At 33.6% G+C, this 15,523-nt stretch carries 17 protein-coding genes and 2 tRNA genes; 16 read left to right on the top strand and 3 right to left on the bottom strand.

All coding sequences use genetic code 11. The features are described from left to right. The 4 genes from QZ143_RS01335 to QZ143_RS01320 all read left to right on the top strand — a co-directional run. The coding region (locus QZ143_RS01335; protein WP_292880445.1) for a tRNA (N(6)-L-threonylcarbamoyladenosine(37)-C(2))-methylthiotransferase at positions 1–1,207 on the top strand (1,207 nt) is incomplete at its 5' end. Positions 1,208–1,412: 205 nt separating this feature from the next. Beyond that, positions 1,413–1,613 (top strand): histone family protein, encoded by a 201-nt coding sequence (locus tag QZ143_RS01330; RefSeq protein WP_042691314.1) that lies wholly within the window; start codon positions 1,413–1,415, stop codon positions 1,611–1,613. A 160-nt stretch (positions 1,614–1,773) separates the two neighbouring features. Further along, positions 1,774–1,845, top strand: a tRNA-Val gene (locus tag QZ143_RS01325). Positions 1,846–1,848: 3 nt separating this feature from the next. Next, positions 1,849–1,921, top strand: a tRNA-Phe gene (locus QZ143_RS01320). A 114-nt stretch (positions 1,922–2,035) separates the two neighbouring features. On the opposite strand, the gene deoC is transcribed toward QZ143_RS01320, so the two are convergent. Both deoC and QZ143_RS01310 read right to left on the bottom strand, forming a co-directional pair. Then, the gene (gene deoC / locus QZ143_RS01315; RefSeq protein ID WP_292880442.1) at positions 2,036–2,755 is read right to left on the bottom strand and encodes a deoxyribose-phosphate aldolase; all 720 of its coding nucleotides are present in this window, start codon (positions 2,753–2,755) and stop codon (positions 2,036–2,038) included. Between the two features lie 57 nt (positions 2,756–2,812). Then, on the bottom strand, positions 2,813–4,477 hold the full coding sequence (locus QZ143_RS01310; protein WP_292605276.1) for a tRNA uridine(34) 5-carboxymethylaminomethyl modification radical SAM/GNAT enzyme Elp3: 1,665 nt from the start codon (positions 4,475–4,477) through the stop codon (positions 2,813–2,815). A 110-nt stretch (positions 4,478–4,587) separates the two neighbouring features. On the opposite strand from QZ143_RS01310, the gene QZ143_RS01305 reads away from it, so the two are divergent. Beyond that, on the top strand, positions 4,588–4,860 hold the full coding sequence (locus QZ143_RS01305; RefSeq protein ID WP_292605274.1) for a PRC-barrel domain-containing protein: 273 nt from the start codon (positions 4,588–4,590) through the stop codon (positions 4,858–4,860). 21 nt (positions 4,861–4,881) lie between these two features. Beyond that, positions 4,882–5,181 carry a DUF2098 family protein gene (locus QZ143_RS01300; RefSeq protein WP_292605272.1) on the top strand — a complete coding sequence of 100 codons (300 nt, stop codon included), beginning with the start codon at positions 4,882–4,884 and terminating at the stop codon, positions 5,179–5,181. A 21-nt stretch (positions 5,182–5,202) separates the two neighbouring features. Here QZ143_RS01300 and QZ143_RS01295 read toward each other — a convergent pair whose 3' ends face one another. After that, positions 5,203–7,284: a DEAD/DEAH box helicase gene (locus tag QZ143_RS01295; RefSeq protein ID WP_292880439.1), complete on the bottom strand. Its 2,082-nt coding sequence runs from the start codon at positions 7,282–7,284 to the stop codon at positions 5,203–5,205. A 128-nt stretch (positions 7,285–7,412) separates the two neighbouring features. Between QZ143_RS01295 and QZ143_RS01290 the strand changes: the two genes are divergently transcribed. From QZ143_RS01290 to dapB, 10 genes are all read left to right on the top strand, one after another. After that, entirely contained in the window at positions 7,413–7,673 is a 261-nt protein-coding gene (locus QZ143_RS01290; RefSeq protein ID WP_292605268.1) for a thioredoxin family protein, read from the top strand. Positions 7,674–7,705: 32 nt separating this feature from the next. After that, the gene (gene cbiD, locus QZ143_RS01285; RefSeq protein WP_292880436.1) at positions 7,706–8,794 is read left to right on the top strand and encodes a cobalt-precorrin-5B (C(1))-methyltransferase CbiD; all 1,089 of its coding nucleotides are present in this window, start codon (positions 7,706–7,708) and stop codon (positions 8,792–8,794) included. A gap of 442 nt (positions 8,795–9,236) precedes the next feature. Next, the gene (locus tag QZ143_RS01280; RefSeq protein WP_292605264.1) at positions 9,237–9,380 is read left to right on the top strand and encodes a hypothetical protein; all 144 of its coding nucleotides are present in this window, start codon (positions 9,237–9,239) and stop codon (positions 9,378–9,380) included. Between the two features lie 409 nt (positions 9,381–9,789). Next, positions 9,790–10,875, top strand: coding sequence for a glycosyltransferase family 4 protein (locus QZ143_RS01275; RefSeq protein ID WP_292605262.1), 1,086 nt, complete (start codon positions 9,790–9,792; stop codon positions 10,873–10,875). After that, a complete protein-coding gene (locus tag QZ143_RS01270) occupies positions 10,872–11,738 on the top strand; it encodes a shikimate kinase (protein ID WP_292605260.1) in 867 nt (288 codons plus the stop codon). The genes QZ143_RS01275 and QZ143_RS01270 overlap by 4 nt, the downstream gene beginning before the upstream one ends. Positions 11,739–11,840: 102 nt before the next feature. After that, the gene (locus tag QZ143_RS01265) at positions 11,841–12,179 is read left to right on the top strand and encodes a chorismate mutase (RefSeq protein ID WP_292605258.1); all 339 of its coding nucleotides are present in this window, start codon (positions 11,841–11,843) and stop codon (positions 12,177–12,179) included. After that, complete coding sequence (locus QZ143_RS01260) at positions 12,166–12,363, top strand: 30S ribosomal protein S17e (protein ID WP_067043908.1); 198 nt, start codon at positions 12,166–12,168, stop codon at positions 12,361–12,363. The genes QZ143_RS01265 and QZ143_RS01260 overlap by 14 nt, the downstream gene beginning before the upstream one ends. A gap of 215 nt (positions 12,364–12,578) precedes the next feature. Next, positions 12,579–13,799: an aspartate kinase gene (locus QZ143_RS01255; RefSeq protein WP_292605256.1), complete on the top strand. Its 1,221-nt coding sequence runs from the start codon at positions 12,579–12,581 to the stop codon at positions 13,797–13,799. Next, positions 13,796–14,689, top strand: coding sequence for a 4-hydroxy-tetrahydrodipicolinate synthase (gene dapA, locus QZ143_RS01250; RefSeq protein WP_292880435.1), 894 nt, complete (start codon positions 13,796–13,798; stop codon positions 14,687–14,689). Before QZ143_RS01255 ends, dapA begins: the two co-directional genes overlap by 4 nt. A gap of 12 nt (positions 14,690–14,701) precedes the next feature. Continuing rightward, positions 14,702–15,523 carry a 4-hydroxy-tetrahydrodipicolinate reductase gene (gene dapB, locus QZ143_RS01245; protein ID WP_292880432.1) on the top strand — a complete coding sequence of 274 codons (822 nt, stop codon included), beginning with the start codon at positions 14,702–14,704 and terminating at the stop codon, positions 15,521–15,523.

Genomic DNA, 15,523 nt, shown 5'->3' with positions numbered 1-15,523 from the left:
GCTGGTTGAAAATGAGATAGATATTGTTGATTCCATTGAGGAAGCTGATGTTATTATTGTAAATACATGCTATGTTAAGTTGCCTACTGAAAACAAGGTGGTTTATAAAATTCAAAAGCTTCAGAAGGATTTTCCAGATAAGAAAATCATTGTCAGTGGGTGCATGGTAGAGATTGACCCTGAAAAACTGGAAAAAATCGGACCGAACTGTTCTTGGATTGGACCTCATCAGCTGAATAAGTCTGCGGATGTCGTAAAGGGAACATACTGTGGTGATGTTATTCGTGAAACCGGTTTTACAAAAGAAAGTAAGGTGGGTGTTCCTAAACTTATTGATGATGGTTTGATTCATATTATACAGATTTGTGAGGGCTGTTTAGGAGCATGTACATTCTGCTGCACTCGTTTTGCTCGAGGACCATTAAATAGTTATCCTATCGAGGATATTGTTGCAGAAGCAAAAGAAGCAATAGAAAATGGGGCCTGTGAAATTCAACTCACTGCTCAGGACACTGCAGCATTTGGCCGTGACAGTGGTGAAAAGCTATCTGATTTAATTAAAGAAGTGGCCAATTTGGAAGGAGAATTTCGAGTTCGTGTTGGAATGATGCATCCTAAAAACATTTTAAACGATGTTGATGAAATTATCGATGCCATGAAACATCCGAAGGTATATAATTTTATCCATTTACCGATACAATCAGGCAGTGATAAGGTTTTATCAGAAATGAGAAGAGGCCATACCATAGAGCAATATCTGGATATAGTCTCAAAATTCAAAAGTGAAATTCCTGGTTTGACCTTGGCTGTGGATGTTATTGTGGGTTATCCTACAGAAACAGATGATGATTTTGACTTGACAGTTAAGTTGCTTCAAAATGTAAAGCCAAGTTTGATTCACCTGTCAAAATACCAGCACAGAAAAGGTGCAATTTCATCTTCACTTGAAGAGATTCCTCGCCCTGTTATGAAAGAAAGATCCAAATTTTTATCAGAAATTAAATCTAAAATAACCGAAGAAGAAAATATGGAACTGGTAGGTTCTCATCAAAAAGTCTTGGTTGTAGAAAAAGGTTCTAAAGGTGGTTTTATTGCAAAAACTGACTCATATATTCCAGTAATTGTTGATGATGCAGAATTAGGAACCTTTGTTGATGTAAAGATAACTCAAGCAACCGCAACTTATCTGAAAAGCGAATTATTATAAAAATAATTCTTTTATTTTGTTTTTTCCTTATTTTTATATTTTTAACTAATTTTTATCCTTTGATTATTGATAATACCTATATTTTTTTTTAGTTTTCAAAAGCATATTATGATAGTTGCACTACTATAATATAGGGGTTGAATATTCATTTTTACCGATACCTTTATATACTATTGCGTACTATCTTTTAATTGGAGGTGTCATTATGAGTGAATTACCAATCGCACCAGTCGGTCGTATCTTAAAAAATGCTGGCGCACAAAGAATTAGTGATGATGCAAAAATTGCATTAGCTGAAGCATTAGAAGAAAAAGGTGACGAAATCGCACAAAAAGCTGTAAATTTCGCACGCCACGCTGGTAGAAAAACTGTAAAAGCTGAAGATATCAAATTAGCAATCAAATAGATTTGTTAGTTGGTTATTTTCAAAAAAAAGCTTTATATAATAAAATCTATTGGCCATTTTTCTTGGTCAATTTTTTTTATTTTTAATTTATTTTTACACTGTCCTATATTTTTTAGTAAACTTTATATATTACTTTTTACAAACTATTGTATGTTGTATAGGACCGGTGGTCTAGGGGTATGATTCCTCTTTGACGTGGAGGAGATCACGAGTTCGAATCTCGTTCGGTCCATATGCCATGGTAGTTCAGATGGGAGAACGCTAGACTGAAGATCTAGATGTCGCTGGTTCAAGTCCGGCCCATGGCATTCTTTACTACTATTTTTTTAAATAATTTTCTTATATAATCTAATTTGCTATTTTTTTGCGATAAAATGAGTATTTTAGCTAATGGTAAATTAGGTGGTGATGGCAGTTGGTGTCTATAAGGTAATTGGTTTTGGTTTTACTTGTGTGTTTTCTCTCAATTCTTTATATTGTTTTACAATTTCATAACCGTAATTGCTTGAAATTTGATCTGCTCCTGCAGTTAAAACCTGGTTAGCTAGTTTATAGCTGTCTATACCACCATATATTTCAATTTTGATTTTTGGAGCATATTTCTGGATAATGTTTATGTCATTTACAATTTCATAAATGTGGCATGGGGTCACAAATCCTGTTGCAGTTTTTACAAAGTCTGCTCCCGCCTTTTCAGCAACTTGGACAATGGCGGATTTTTCAGCATCATCGAGAGCTTTGACTTCAATGTTGACCTTCAGAATTTTATCTCCCATGAGCTCTTTTATGGCTTCGATTTCTTTTCCGATTAAACTGTACTTTTTATCTTTCAAATAGCTTAGATTAATCACGACTTCCAATTCGTCTACTCCTTTATCGAGTAAAGTTTTGGTTTCGGCTAATTTGGATTCAGTGTCTTCAAAACCTAATGGGAATCCGACCACGCTTCCAACCTTGATATCTGTATCTGCTAAAATTTCTTTAGCTAATTGGACATATGTTGGTGAAACAACCACTGAATGGAATGTTGTTTCTTTTGCTTTTTCAAGAAATTCTTTCATTTCCTCTTCTGAGATTATATTATTTAAATTAGTGTAATTGATATAGCTTGCTAATTCTTTTGAATTTTTTATATTGTACATAGTTACCACTCTCTAATAATTAGTTAGTATATATACGAATGAAGTATTTAAATATTTTCATATCAACTTTTTGACCATGTATGGCCCAACCTTTTCATATCCGAATTTGCGATAGTAATTTCTGGATCCTATTCCACTTATTATGGCCAACTCTTCTTTTCCATTTTCAATGGAAAGGTCTTCAGCTTCTCTTAGAAGCTTCTCACCAAATCCTGTGTGCTGACCTATCTTAGGATTTTTACCACCTATTTTTATCATATTTCCATAAACGTGCAATTCACGAACAAGTGCTGTTTTGTCGCTTATTTCATCTCTAAAATGATTTTTTGATGGGAAACGCAACCTTAAAAATCCGGCAATGCTTTCTTCATTAACGTCTTCGATTGATAAAAAGTTTTCTTCACCATTGCATGCAGTATATGTTTCTCTGAACATTTCAAAATCATCTAATTCGTATTCTCTGCTTGTTTTCTTATGGCCAATTTCTCGGCAGCGTATGCATTGGCAATTTATGTGCTTTTCATCAAGCTTGTTGTAGACAAGTTCTCCCAGGTTGGATTTCTTAACGCCGGCTTCAATCAATGTTGATGGAATGTCCCTTTGAATACGCATTGTCCTGACCCATTTTGGAAGAATCTCTTTTATCTTGACAATTAGTTCAACTGCCTCTTCATCGCTGTAGGGTTCGTAACCTCCACTTTGCCATAAGTCGTACAATTCGCTTCCGGCAGTGACGAGGCATGGATATATTTTAAGCATGTCTGGCTTGAAATTTTCATCACTGAACAGCTGCTTGAACATTTTTAAATCCTGCTTTTCACTAACGAACAATCCAGGCATCATGTGCATGGCCACTTTTATTGCAGAATCCCTTAAAAGCTGGTTTGCCTCAATCACATCTGCTATTGTATGGCCTCTTTTTATCCTGACGTATAAATCATCAGATAATGTCTGAACACCTAATTCGACTCTTGTAACTCCAAAATCCAACATTCTGTTAATATGCTCTTTTTTACAGTAATCCGGACGGGTTTCAAAGGTCATTCCTACACACCTGACCTTTGAATTTTCGTTCGCCTTTTGAACATCATCAATCAGAACATAATCGCTTGGAGGATAAGTTTTCAAAACTCCTTTTTCAAATGTTCTTATCTCATCATAATCTAGGTTATAATCATAATTGTTGGGTTTATTTTCAAGTATCAATCCAAAATCGGTCATAGCTTTTAGGCATTGTGAAGTAAACCATTGCTGGTAACATAAATCCCTTGACGGAAATGTTCCTCCCATTATGATCAGTTCGACCTTGTCAATTGGATGGCCTATTTTTTTAAGCTGCTTCAGTCTGTTGAAACATTGGATATATGGATGAAATTCATACATTCTTCCTCTTAATGCTGCCGGCTCTTCACCAGTATAGCTTGGAGGGGCAATGTCACTTTCAGGACAGTAAAAACACCTGCCATGAGGGCATTTGTGAGGATGGCACATTACAGCAACAATTGCAACGCCTGATTTTGTTCTTGTCGGTTTTTTCTTTAAGATTTCAGAAACGATTTCCTTTTCTTCAGGTTTAGCAAATTCCAAAATGTCGGCATTGCTCATAAATCGGGATAGCTTTAAATCACGGCAAAGCTGTCTTTTTTCAACTTCTAATTCACGTCGAGTGGATATTTTTCCATTTATAATATCATCAATAATTGTTCGACATGCTTTTTCCATTTTTTTTACACCTATTTAATTAATAGTTAATTTTATATACATGATTTATTTAAATAGTTAATGTTTTATTATATGATATTCAAATATAACTTTATATAAAAGGTGATACTATGAAAATTAAAGAATTTGTAGGTTCTACTGTTTTAGACAAAAATGCAAATGTAGTCGGTAAAATAGATAATGTTGATTTTGACACCGAAACAGGTAAAATCGGCACTATTATTTTAACTTTACAAAAAAATTTGTTTTCAAGAGATGAACTTGAAATCAATTTTGATGATATTGCTACTATTGGAGCTTATGTTATTTTAAACAAAGAAATTTCTAATGAAGCAGTTGAAGAAGAAGTTAAAACAACCACTGTTGAAATTGAAGATGAATAAATTTTTAATATAGGTTATATTATGGTCCTTGATGCAAGAGATAAGGAAATTACTCTTGGAGATCATGTCAGATATGTCGATACCGGAACTATAGGTGAAGTTATTGACACAAGAACAAAAGAGGGCATTGACTGGGTAAAAATTGAAAAAACTAATTTATGGTATCGTTCAAAATTGGTTGAGTTGCTTGATGAGAAGGATTTAAAGAATAAATCCTTTGATGATGGTGATGATGAGATTGATATTGATTCATTGAAAAAGCAATCATTGGACTTTGAAAATATGCAAATGGACTCCAATGTTGCTGAAGGAGGAGGTTAATCTCCTCGATTTTTTTATTTTTTAATTATTTTCAACAAATAATCTAATTTTTGAAGCTAATTTAGGGCCAATCCCTTCTATTTTTTGCAATTCACTTTCGGAAACGGATGTCAAATCATTTCCAAATATTTCAACTACATTTCTAGCTCTTTTTCTTCCGAGACGTTTGACTCCGACAACCAATGGTATAATGTCTTCTTTGACTCCGTAATACAATCTTGCGGATAAGAAATCAAAGTCTTTTAGGTATGTGTAATCTCCTAAGACTTCTGAAGTCTTTTTGGCAAATATTACAAGTCTTGAAGCCTCATAAGCAGATCTTCTTGTTGAAGCGGAGTAGACATTATATTTGTTTTCTATGTCATATTCGCTTCTTTCATTAATCCATTCAATTAGAGAAACGGTTGTAGCTTCGGGGTTTCCAATGTCCACTGCAAATAATCCTGATTCTGATAGTTTTTCACGCACTGGATCTTTTGATTTTCTTCCTTTAAATGAAATCAGAGGCATGTCTGGTGTTTCAGACATGGCATAAATGAATTCATCGGTATTGAATTCGTTCATTCCTGAGATGTATTCCTTAATTTTAACTGCAGTTTCAACAGTATAATTGGATTTGGCTATCAAATTACCGAATTCAGTTGTTTTAAGCCCTTCTGGGGTTGCTCTGATTATTCCATTTTGAAGCAAAAATTGCAGTGCAGTTTCAAGTTCATATTTTAAGCTGTCTTCAGCAAACAATGCCATTGAAGGGTTATTGCTCATTTGGTATCCGTAAAGTGTCTTTCCAAAGAAGTCTGTTAAGTCATCTAGATTTTTTGAAAGTGATGATGCTATCTGTGCAATAATTTGTCTGTAAATTGCATCTTTATTGTCAACTAATTTGGAATTGGTCAGTTCGATATCTCCTTCAATGTAAAACTCTTCCAAGTTCAAAGCTTCATCCATTGTTTTTGCAATAAGATAAGAGTAACCCACATCATCGTATTGTGGTCTTCCAGCCCTTCCGGACATTTGTTCATAGTCAAAAACAGGAATCGGCTGCGGTCCATTGCTGGTCCAGCGGGTATGGTCTCTAATAACGACAGATTTTGATGGTAAATTAACTCCATACATTAAACTTGGAGTGGCAGTAATCATTAAAATGTTCCCGTTTCTAAATTCGTCTTCAATAATTTCCTTTTGTTCATTGAAAAGCCCTGCATGGTGGAATGCAACACCTTTTTCAGCAACTTCTGCCAATTTAAGGCATGTGCTTGTTGGAAGTGAGCCCTTTTTCTTGGGAACTTCCAATAACTTTTCAGAAACTTCTTTAAACCTTTTTCTCTGTTCCACATTTATTTTTTTATTTATCTTTCCTGAAACGTAAGTCGCCAAACTTTCAGTAAATCTTCTTGTTGATACAAAAGCCAGCGCTTGGGATTTGTCTTTGATAGCTTTTTCAATAACTTTAACGACCACATCATTCTTATTTTTAGTATTGAACATCTCTGCATCCAGAACTTCCTTGTGTAGTGGAACAGGTCTGTAGTCATGCTCAACGCAGGTTCCTTCAAGCCATCCTTCAATTTCTTCTATATTTCTCAGGGTAGCTGAAAGGGCAATTATTCTCATGCCTGGATTGATTATTTTTGCACGTGTGATGGCAGCTTCAAGTGTCGGACCTCTGCTGTATTCGCCAATCATGTGAAATTCATCAATGATTAAGGTATCAACATCTCTAAGTGCATCCCATGAAAACCTTGTAAGTGCATCGAATGATTCGAAAACCATAACTGATAACTCTGCGCTTGATGGATGTTTTCCTACCTTGATTCCATGCTCTTCAAATGCCTTAAACTCTTTTACTTTTTCGTTTTGTATTGAAAGTAATGGTGCGGCATATACTGCCTTTCCACCATCAAGTATTGTTTTAAGTGCAGGAAGAACTCCTAAAACTGTCTTTCCACTTGCTGTTGGAATACAAATGATATAGTTTGATTTGTCATCTAAATATCCGGATTCAATCACTGCCTTTTGTGCTGGATTGAATTCCTCAATATATGGATATGCGCTGTTAATTATTTTTTTGATATCAGTCGGTAAAGTTTTCATTTTAATCATTTACTAATTATTTTTTTGTTATATAATAAATATTTGGAGAGCATTTGAAAACTAATGGGGTGGTAACAGTTATATATCACTTATTATAAATTAGGTTTAAATAAACTTAAATAAAAGGAGTGTATAAAATGGCTATAAAAGTAGAAGTATTTTCAACAAATTCCTGTCCACATTGTCCTGCAGCAATCGACGCTGCTAGTGTAGCTAAAGATAAATTAGGCGATGCAATTGAGGTGGAAGTTCTTAAAATAGATGAAAGTGAAGAAATCAGACAAAGAGCTATTGACTATCAGATTATGGCAGTGCCTACTATTGTTATAGATGGTGAAGTTGCTTTTGTTGGCGCTCCAACTGATGCAGAACTTATAGAAAAACTTGAATCATTATAGATTCTCTCTTTTTTATTCTTTTTTTGTTAAAAATGACCAATGATAATTATACTGGAGTTACAACAGGTACGGTAGCTACGGCATGTTCTTTAGCGGCACTGGATATTCTTTTAGATGATGAAGATATTGCTTGTGTTAAAGTCGAAACTCCTAAAAAGACATTGGATATAATCATTGATGAATGTAAACGAATTTCTTCTTTTAAAGCTTATGCGACAGCTCATAAAAATCCATATAATGATCCTGATGTTACTGTGGATATGGCAATCGTTTCTACTGTCGAATTAATTGATAAAATTGATGAATCATCAAATGTCATTATAACGGGTGGTGAAGGTGTTGGTATAATCACAAAACCTGGCCTTCAGATACCTGTTGGCGAGTATGCCATAAATCCTGTTCCCCGCAAAATGATTGTTGAAAATTTAACAGATAGGATTCCTGAAGGTAAGGTTGCTAAAGTTACAATTTCCATTCCTGAAGGTGAAAAAATAGCTAAAAAAACAATGAATCCTAAATTGGGTATTGTTGGGGGAATATCTGTTCTTGGAACAACTGGAATTGCAAGATCAATGTCCAGTGAAGCATATAAAAATTCAATAGTCACCCAAATTGACGTGGCTTTGGCATCCAATATTGATGATTTGATTTTTGTTCCTGGAAATATCGGTGAAAAATTAGCCTTAAAACAGTTAAATGTTGGTAAAGAGCAAATTGTCCAAACAGGCAATTTTGTAGGGTTCATGTTTGAAGAAGCTGAAAAAAGAGGAATTAATAAATTCACTTACTTTGGACACATTGGCAAGTTAATCAAGGTTGCCGGAGGAATATTCGATACAAAACACGCAGTTGCAGATGGCAGGCGTGAGGTGATGGTTACTCATGCTGCTCTTTGCGGAGCGGATAAGGAATCTCTTCAAAGGTTATATGATTCCAAAACAACTGATGATATGATGGATATTTTGAATGAAATACATCTTTCAGTTGAAGTTTCAAACAGCATTGCCCAAGCAATCCGTGATAGATGTATGCAACGTTTTGATTTGGATTTGAATGTTATTCTTGTTGATATGGAAGGAAATTATTTAAACAGTAATTATAAATTTATCACTAACAAATAATTTTTTGTCCCAATTTTCAATTTTAAGCACCATATTTCAATAGATAATGTTCGATTAGTATTTGTTGTGAATTTTATATAAATGAAGATGTTATTTTTTTTCATTTGATTTAATTACTTGATTTTAACATTAATGGTTGCTATTTTAGATGGTGATTTGATTTTAAAGTATAATGTGCAGGAATTTCAACACCTATTTTGAATGGATAATTCTCTTGCCGTGATGGGTTTAACATTACCGAAGCCGTATCTTATAATGCAGATAAATTTCTGTTATTCCGGTTTTAATCATTACCAAAACCTTTATATATCATGTTTTTTAACTACAATTTTACAAAATGACCCCAATTTTCCTAAATGTCTTTAACAAGCTTTAAATAAAATTTAAACAATATATTTCAAGTAAAGACCTCATTTTTAATCGATTTGGGAGGTTGATAAACATGAAATTATTATTTTTAAGTAATGTTTATTTTGCTATCAGTTCAGTTTTTTCCCTATGCTGCATTGATGTTCTTTTCTATGTTTCCCAAGGAGGTGAAAATGGTGGAGTTAAGTATATTCCTGATGGGGGCATATTGGTTTAATATCATATCAATTATTAAATCATTAATGATTCTAAGGGAATGTAGAAAATAATAACTCACATTTCATCTCTAGGTAATTAAATATAAACAATTCAATGATGGGCTTTGAAAACTTAGTTTTCGTGAGGTCTTTTCCCTAGATGGAAACTGTTTAATTACCAATATTAAAAAAATAGTTAAATTTATATAATATTCTAACAATAGAATTATACAAGAGAATTACTTTTAAAGTAAGCCTCTTTTGGGAAACCAAATTGATTAAAATTTTAATGTCTAATAGGGAATATTGTAGGGATTTTTTCTCTGCAATAAGACATTAAATTTGACTTTTTTTTATTACTGATTTTTGGATATTTATTTAAACAATAATTTTAATAGATAATATTACAATTGATGGAGTTAATTTTTTATGAAAATAGCGATGGTTGGTCAGTTTCCACCTCATGTCGGTGGTGTAGGTGTTCATATTCATACATTATCAAAAGAACTTGTAATGCAAGGACATGAAGTCTATGTAATTACATATCCTCACAAAAACATTCAGGATATTGATGGAATACATGTCATTGGTACCAGAGGACTTAATATTCCGGGTGTTCGGGGTTTGATGTTTAAAAAGAATGCTAAAAAGGCATTGACAGAGCTTCTTGAAAGGGAAAACATTGATATTATTCATGGTCATTACCTGTTCCCTGCAGGGGCTGCCGCTGTTGAAGTTGGAAATGAGCATGGAATAAAGACTTATGTAACCGCTCACGGGTCAGACATGTTTGAAGTATATAAAAAACAGCCGCTAATGAGATCAACAATTAAAAAAGTGTTAAAAGGTGCAGATGTTGTTCTGGCTGTAAGCAATGCATTAAGACATGAAATCATCGCTACAGGTGTTAAGGGCATTTCAAACAAAACAAGATTATCTTGGAACGCTGTTGATGTTAATAAATTTTCAAATGATGTTAATGATTCATTTAAAAAGGAATATAGGTTAGAAGATAAGCCGATTGTTCTTTTTGTAGGTAATTTAATTAAAAGGAAAAATGTTGATTCCATTTTGGAAGCTAAAAAGATAGCTAGCAGCGACTATTATTTGGTCATCGTTGGGGATGGTCCGCTATTTAAAAAACTTAAAAAGAAAGTTGAAGAGGAAAACATTCGTGATGTAATATTTACTGGAGCCAGAAATGATGTTGAAAATATCATTCCGAGCTGTGATGTTTTGATTTTACCTTCCTTTTCTGAAAGTTTTGGTTTAGTTTTAATTGAAGCGTTAGCTTGTGGAAAACCGGTCATTGGTAGTAATGTTGGAGGAATAACTGAAATAATAACTGATGATGTAGGTTTATTGGTGGACCCGAATAAGATATCTTCCATCGCACGTGCAATTGATAAAATGATTAATGACAATGATTTCAGGTATATGCTATCTTTAAATGCACGTAATAGGGCAATGGATTTTTCAACAATGACAATTCCTTACGATGAGGTTTATGAATGAAGAAAATAGTTAGATCTCCAGGTTCTGCCACAATAATTAATGCAATTGCCACAGGTTTTGGTTCGGCATTTGGCATAGGGTTGGATATTATATGTGAAGCTAAAACGTTGTCTGATTCAATTAATTGCTCCAATGATGTTGGTGCAGACACTTTTCTGATGGAATTGTGTGTTGAAAAGGTTTTTGATTATTATAATATCAATAAAGATGAATTTGGGATTGATATAAAAACTAAGTCAAATTTACCGATGGCATCTGGTCTTTCAAGCAGTAGCGCTTCATCAAATGCTATTGTTAAGGCTACTTCTTTGGTTATTTGTGATGAATTTGATTTGAAACCACTTGATGATTTGGAAATTATAAATATGGCTATTGATGCATCCCTTGATGCTGGAGTTACAATCACTGGTTCTTTTGATGATGCAACTGCATCCTATTTTGGTGGTGTTGTTGTAACGGATAATAAAAATAGGGAGTTTATCATAAATGAAAAAATGGAAGATTATCCAATTTTGGTTTATATGCCTAATTTTTATTCAAAATCCGGTGACTCAAATCCTGCAAGGATGAAGTTGTTATCTCCTTTGGTTGAAACTGCTTTTGGATTTGCAAAGCAAAAAGAATACTTTAAGGCCCTTACTTTAAACGGGCTGATTTATTCTGCAACTTTGGGATTTGATGCTACTATTGCAATTGATGCGCTGGAAGCAGGCGCAATTGCTTCTGGATTATCTGGAACCGGTTCGTCATTTGTTGCTGTTGTAGATAATGATGTCATTGATGATGTTGAAGAATCCTGGGGCAAATACGAAGGAAACGTTATCAGAACTAAAGTAGACAATGATGGATGTATTGAAATTTAAATTTGATTTCATTTTTACTAATTTTTCTATTAATCATATAGTTTATATACTATGATAATAATAAATTATATTATTATCATTATTATCAAAAATGGTGATTTTTTGACTGAAGATAAAATAAAATCCTTTAATAATAAAGAAGAAGCTGAAATACTTCTTGAAAAGTCTAGAAATCACATTGATGAAATTGATAATGAGTTGATGGACTTAATTTCTCAGAGAACTTCTCTTGCAAAGGATATTGTCCTTGCTAAAGATTTTTTAGGCATTCCCATTTATGATGAATCTCGGGAAAAGGCAATACATAAAAAGATTAGAAAATTATCTGAAGAAAAGGGTCTTGATGCGGATATTATTGATCAAATCATTGATATGCTGACTAAATTAAGTAAGATTGAGCAAAATAAAATTTTAAGGAGGAATGTTGATGGGAAATATTAGAACTTCATTTGTTAAACGTTTAGCAAAAGAACTTATTGAAACTCATAAAGGTGTTTTCACTACTGATTTTGAAGAAAACAAAAAATTAGTACAAGAATACTCCACTGTAAGTACTAAACATTTAAGAAATAAAATTGCTGGATATGTAACAAGACTTGTAAGGTTAGAACAAACTCAAGAATAGACTTTTTACATATTTTTTTCTTCTCTTTTTTTTAATTATTTTTAATTGTATAAAATTTTTATAAATTATTAATTTTTTTTTAAACATTTCTTTCAATATTTTATTCTATCTGCAAGTTGTTTAAGTATAAAGTTTATTAATATGATTAAATATAAATACTAATGTATAATTATTTACTTAATTTCAATGAACTTTAAGAAAAATAGGTGAAATTAATGGATTTGTTAGTAGCAAAATTTGGAGGAACCTCGGTTGGTGATGGTTCCAGAATTAAAAAGGCAGCACAGTCTGTTGTCAATGAATATATGAAAGGGAATCAAATTGTAGTTGTAGTTTCTGCAGTTAATAAATCTACTGATGACCTTATTGGTTTGTCTGATGAGGCCGTTGGTGAAGGTTTGACTGATAGGCAAAGAGCAGAAATTGTAGCTATGGGTGAATTAACTAGTGCAAGATTATTCTCTGCAGCTGTTGAATCATTAGGTGTCAAATCAGAATATATTGACCCTTATAATGATTTATGGCCAGTAATAACTGATTCTGATCCTTTAGAAGCAAAAATTGATTTTAAATCTACTGATGTTAAAATGCAAGGAATTAAAACTCTTCTTAATCAAGGCATCATACCTGTTATCTGCGGATTTTTAGGTAAAGGCCCTCGCGGTGAAATTACTACTCTAGGAAGAGGAGGTAGTGATGTTTCTGCATTTTTAATTGGACATTGTTTAGATGCTAGTGAAGTGGTCATTGTTACTGATGTTGAGGGAGTAATGTCTACTGACCCGAATAAAATTGAAAGTGCCAAACTGTTGGATGAAATTACAGTTGAAGAAATGAGGGATTTGGCTACCCATGGTGCGCAAGTGTTGCATCCTCGCGCATTAACATATAAGGACCCTGTAATTAGTGCAAAGATAATCAATTTTGAACATGGAGACTTGTCTTCAAAAGGTACACGAATTATTGGTCCGCATAGTGATGATGTATTGAAGGGAGTATCACTTTATAAAAATCCTATTTCTCTTATTGCTGTTGTTGGTGAAGCTATGCTTAAAAAAAGCGGATTATTCGCTGGATTAAGTGGATGTCTTGCTAAAGAAAAGATAAATATTTTCGGCATTTCCGCAGCTCAAAATTCAATGTCCACTTTTGTTGATAAAGCAGATTCCAATAAGGCATATCATTTATTGCACCAATTTGTTGTAGAGACTGATGTTTTAAGTTCATTGTCATTGGGAAGTGATACTGCAATGATTACATTTGTCAGTCCGGATATTATTGAAAAACCAGGTATTATATCTGACATTACTGAACCGTTAAGGAAAAATGATATTAATATTGTTGAAATTATTTCATCACAGACTGCAATTGTCTTATTTGTTGATTGGAAAGATGGTGAAAAAGCACGTGACTTAATTAATGAGGTTTTAAAATGAGATTTGAAGGTACATATGTTGCAATGGTTACTCCATTCGATAAAAACGAACAGATTGATGAAGAAGGTTTCAGGTCAAATATAAACTATTTGATTGATCAAGGAGTAAATGGTTTGGTTGGAGCTGGAACTACTGGGGAATCAGCTACAATTGACCATGAAGAACACAAAAAAATCATTGAAATTTTAGTTGATGAAGTTGATGGTAGAGTAGAAACAGTCGCTGGAACTGGAAGTAATTCTACATATGAAGCTGCTGATCTTACTAAATTTGCTGCTGATGCAGGAGCGGATGCAGCTTTATTAATAACTCCATACTACAACAAACCACAACAACACGCTTTGATTGAACATTATAGGTATGTGGCTGAAAAATCTGAATTGCCTATTATTGCTTACAATGTTCCATCCCGTACTGGTGTTGACATGACTGTTGACACTATTGTTGAACTTGCAAAAATTGACTATATTGATGCTGTTAAAGAAGCTAGTGGAAGCGTTGACAAAATATCCGATATCTACAGAGCACTTCAACATGAAGGTCTTGAAGACGACTTCAACATACTTTCCGGTGAAGATTCCTTAACATTGCCTATTATGGCTGTAGGTGGAACAGGTGTTATTAGTGCATCAGCTAATATTGATGCAAAAAGAATGGTTTTGATGGTTGACAGCATCTTAAATGATGATTACACAAGAGCAATGGAACTTCACTATGAAATGGTTGAATTAATCAGAACTCTTTTCATAGAAAGTAATCCAGTGCCTGTAAAAACCGCAATGAATCTTATGGGTCTTCCTTCTGGTCCTTTAAGATTGCCGTTAGTCGACATGAAAGATGAAAATTTAGAACAACTTAAAAAAGCATTAAAAGATTCTAATTTAATTTAAAAAGGTTATATTATGATTAAAGTAGCAGTTACTGGAGCAGCAGGAAGAATGGGCTCCGGTATTATTAGAAAAATATCACAACAAGATGATATGGAAGTTGTTGCAGCTATTGAAATTCCAAATACTCCTCTTGAAGGAAAAGATGCTGGAATTCAGGCTGGAATTGGTGAAATGGGCGTTAAAATTACTGGCTCTCAAAATCTGGAAGAAGCATTAAAGTCATCCGGTGCAGATGTTCTTGTTGATTTCACAATCGCTCATGCAGCTGTTGATACTATTAAACGTGCAACTGGATGTGGAGTTTCCGTTGTTGTCGGTACTACTGGAATGTCAGAAGAACAAATGGAAGAGAACATCAAAAACATTAAAGAAAATAATGTTTCTGCAGTTATTTCATCAAATATGGCTATCGGAGTTAATGTATTCTTCAACACTTTAAAGAAGTTAGCTCCATTATTATATGATTTTGATATTGAAATTATTGAAGCGCATCACAATCAAAAACAGGATGCACCATCCGGAACTGCAGTTACTGCATTTGAAGTAATTGCAGAGGCTCTTGACCGTGACCCAGAAGAAGTTGGCGTTTACGGCAGAGAAGGAATGGTTGGAAAAAGAACCAAGGAAGAAATTGGTATCCATGCTGTTCGTGGTGGAGATATCGTAGGTGACCACACTGTAATGTTTGTTGGTGACGGTGAAAGAATAGAAGTTAAACACCAAGCTCATACTAGAGAAGTATTTATTGCTGGTGTTATTAGAGCAATTCGTTTTGTTCCTACTGCTGAAAAAGGTGTTGTAAGCAGTATGAATGATGTTTTAGGTTTAGAATAG

Source organism: Methanobrevibacter sp. UBA188, from assembly GCF_905234905.1.
Lineage (GTDB): Archaea > Methanobacteriota > Methanobacteria > Methanobacteriales > Methanobacteriaceae > Methanocatella.
The sequence above is the reverse complement of the archived record's forward strand: the minus strand, read 5'-3'. Positions and strand labels throughout refer to the sequence as shown.

What these genes read in the sequence shown, in the direction of transcription:
- QZ143_RS01290 (WP_292605268.1), top strand. Translation starts at nt 7,413, where the DNA reads ATGGCTATAAAAGTAGAAGTATTTTCAACAAATTCCTGTCCACATTGT.
- cbiD (WP_292880436.1), top strand. Translation starts at nt 7,706, where the DNA reads ATGACCAATGATAATTATACTGGAGTTACAACAGGTACGGTAGCTACG.
- QZ143_RS01275 (WP_292605262.1), top strand. Translation starts at nt 9,790, where the DNA reads ATGAAAATAGCGATGGTTGGTCAGTTTCCACCTCATGTCGGTGGTGTA.
- QZ143_RS01330 (WP_042691314.1), top strand. Translation starts at nt 1,413, where the DNA reads ATGAGTGAATTACCAATCGCACCAGTCGGTCGTATCTTAAAAAATGCT.
- dapA (WP_292880435.1), top strand. Translation starts at nt 13,796, where the DNA reads ATGAGATTTGAAGGTACATATGTTGCAATGGTTACTCCATTCGATAAA.
- QZ143_RS01310 (WP_292605276.1), bottom strand. Translation starts at nt 4,477, where the DNA reads ATGGAAAAAGCATGTCGAACAATTATTGATGATATTATAAATGGAAAA.
- deoC (WP_292880442.1), bottom strand. Translation starts at nt 2,755, where the DNA reads ATGTACAATATAAAAAATTCAAAAGAATTAGCAAGCTATATCAATTAC.
- QZ143_RS01305 (WP_292605274.1), top strand. Translation starts at nt 4,588, where the DNA reads ATGAAAATTAAAGAATTTGTAGGTTCTACTGTTTTAGACAAAAATGCA.
- QZ143_RS01270 (WP_292605260.1), top strand. Translation starts at nt 10,872, where the DNA reads ATGAAGAAAATAGTTAGATCTCCAGGTTCTGCCACAATAATTAATGCA.
- QZ143_RS01260 (WP_067043908.1), top strand. Translation starts at nt 12,166, where the DNA reads ATGGGAAATATTAGAACTTCATTTGTTAAACGTTTAGCAAAAGAACTT.
- QZ143_RS01255 (WP_292605256.1), top strand. Translation starts at nt 12,579, where the DNA reads ATGGATTTGTTAGTAGCAAAATTTGGAGGAACCTCGGTTGGTGATGGT.
- QZ143_RS01300 (WP_292605272.1), top strand. Translation starts at nt 4,882, where the DNA reads ATGGTCCTTGATGCAAGAGATAAGGAAATTACTCTTGGAGATCATGTC.
- dapB (WP_292880432.1), top strand. Translation starts at nt 14,702, where the DNA reads ATGATTAAAGTAGCAGTTACTGGAGCAGCAGGAAGAATGGGCTCCGGT.
- QZ143_RS01295 (WP_292880439.1), bottom strand. Translation starts at nt 7,284, where the DNA reads ATGATTAAAATGAAAACTTTACCGACTGATATCAAAAAAATAATTAAC.
- QZ143_RS01280 (WP_292605264.1), top strand. Translation starts at nt 9,237, where the DNA reads ATGAAATTATTATTTTTAAGTAATGTTTATTTTGCTATCAGTTCAGTT.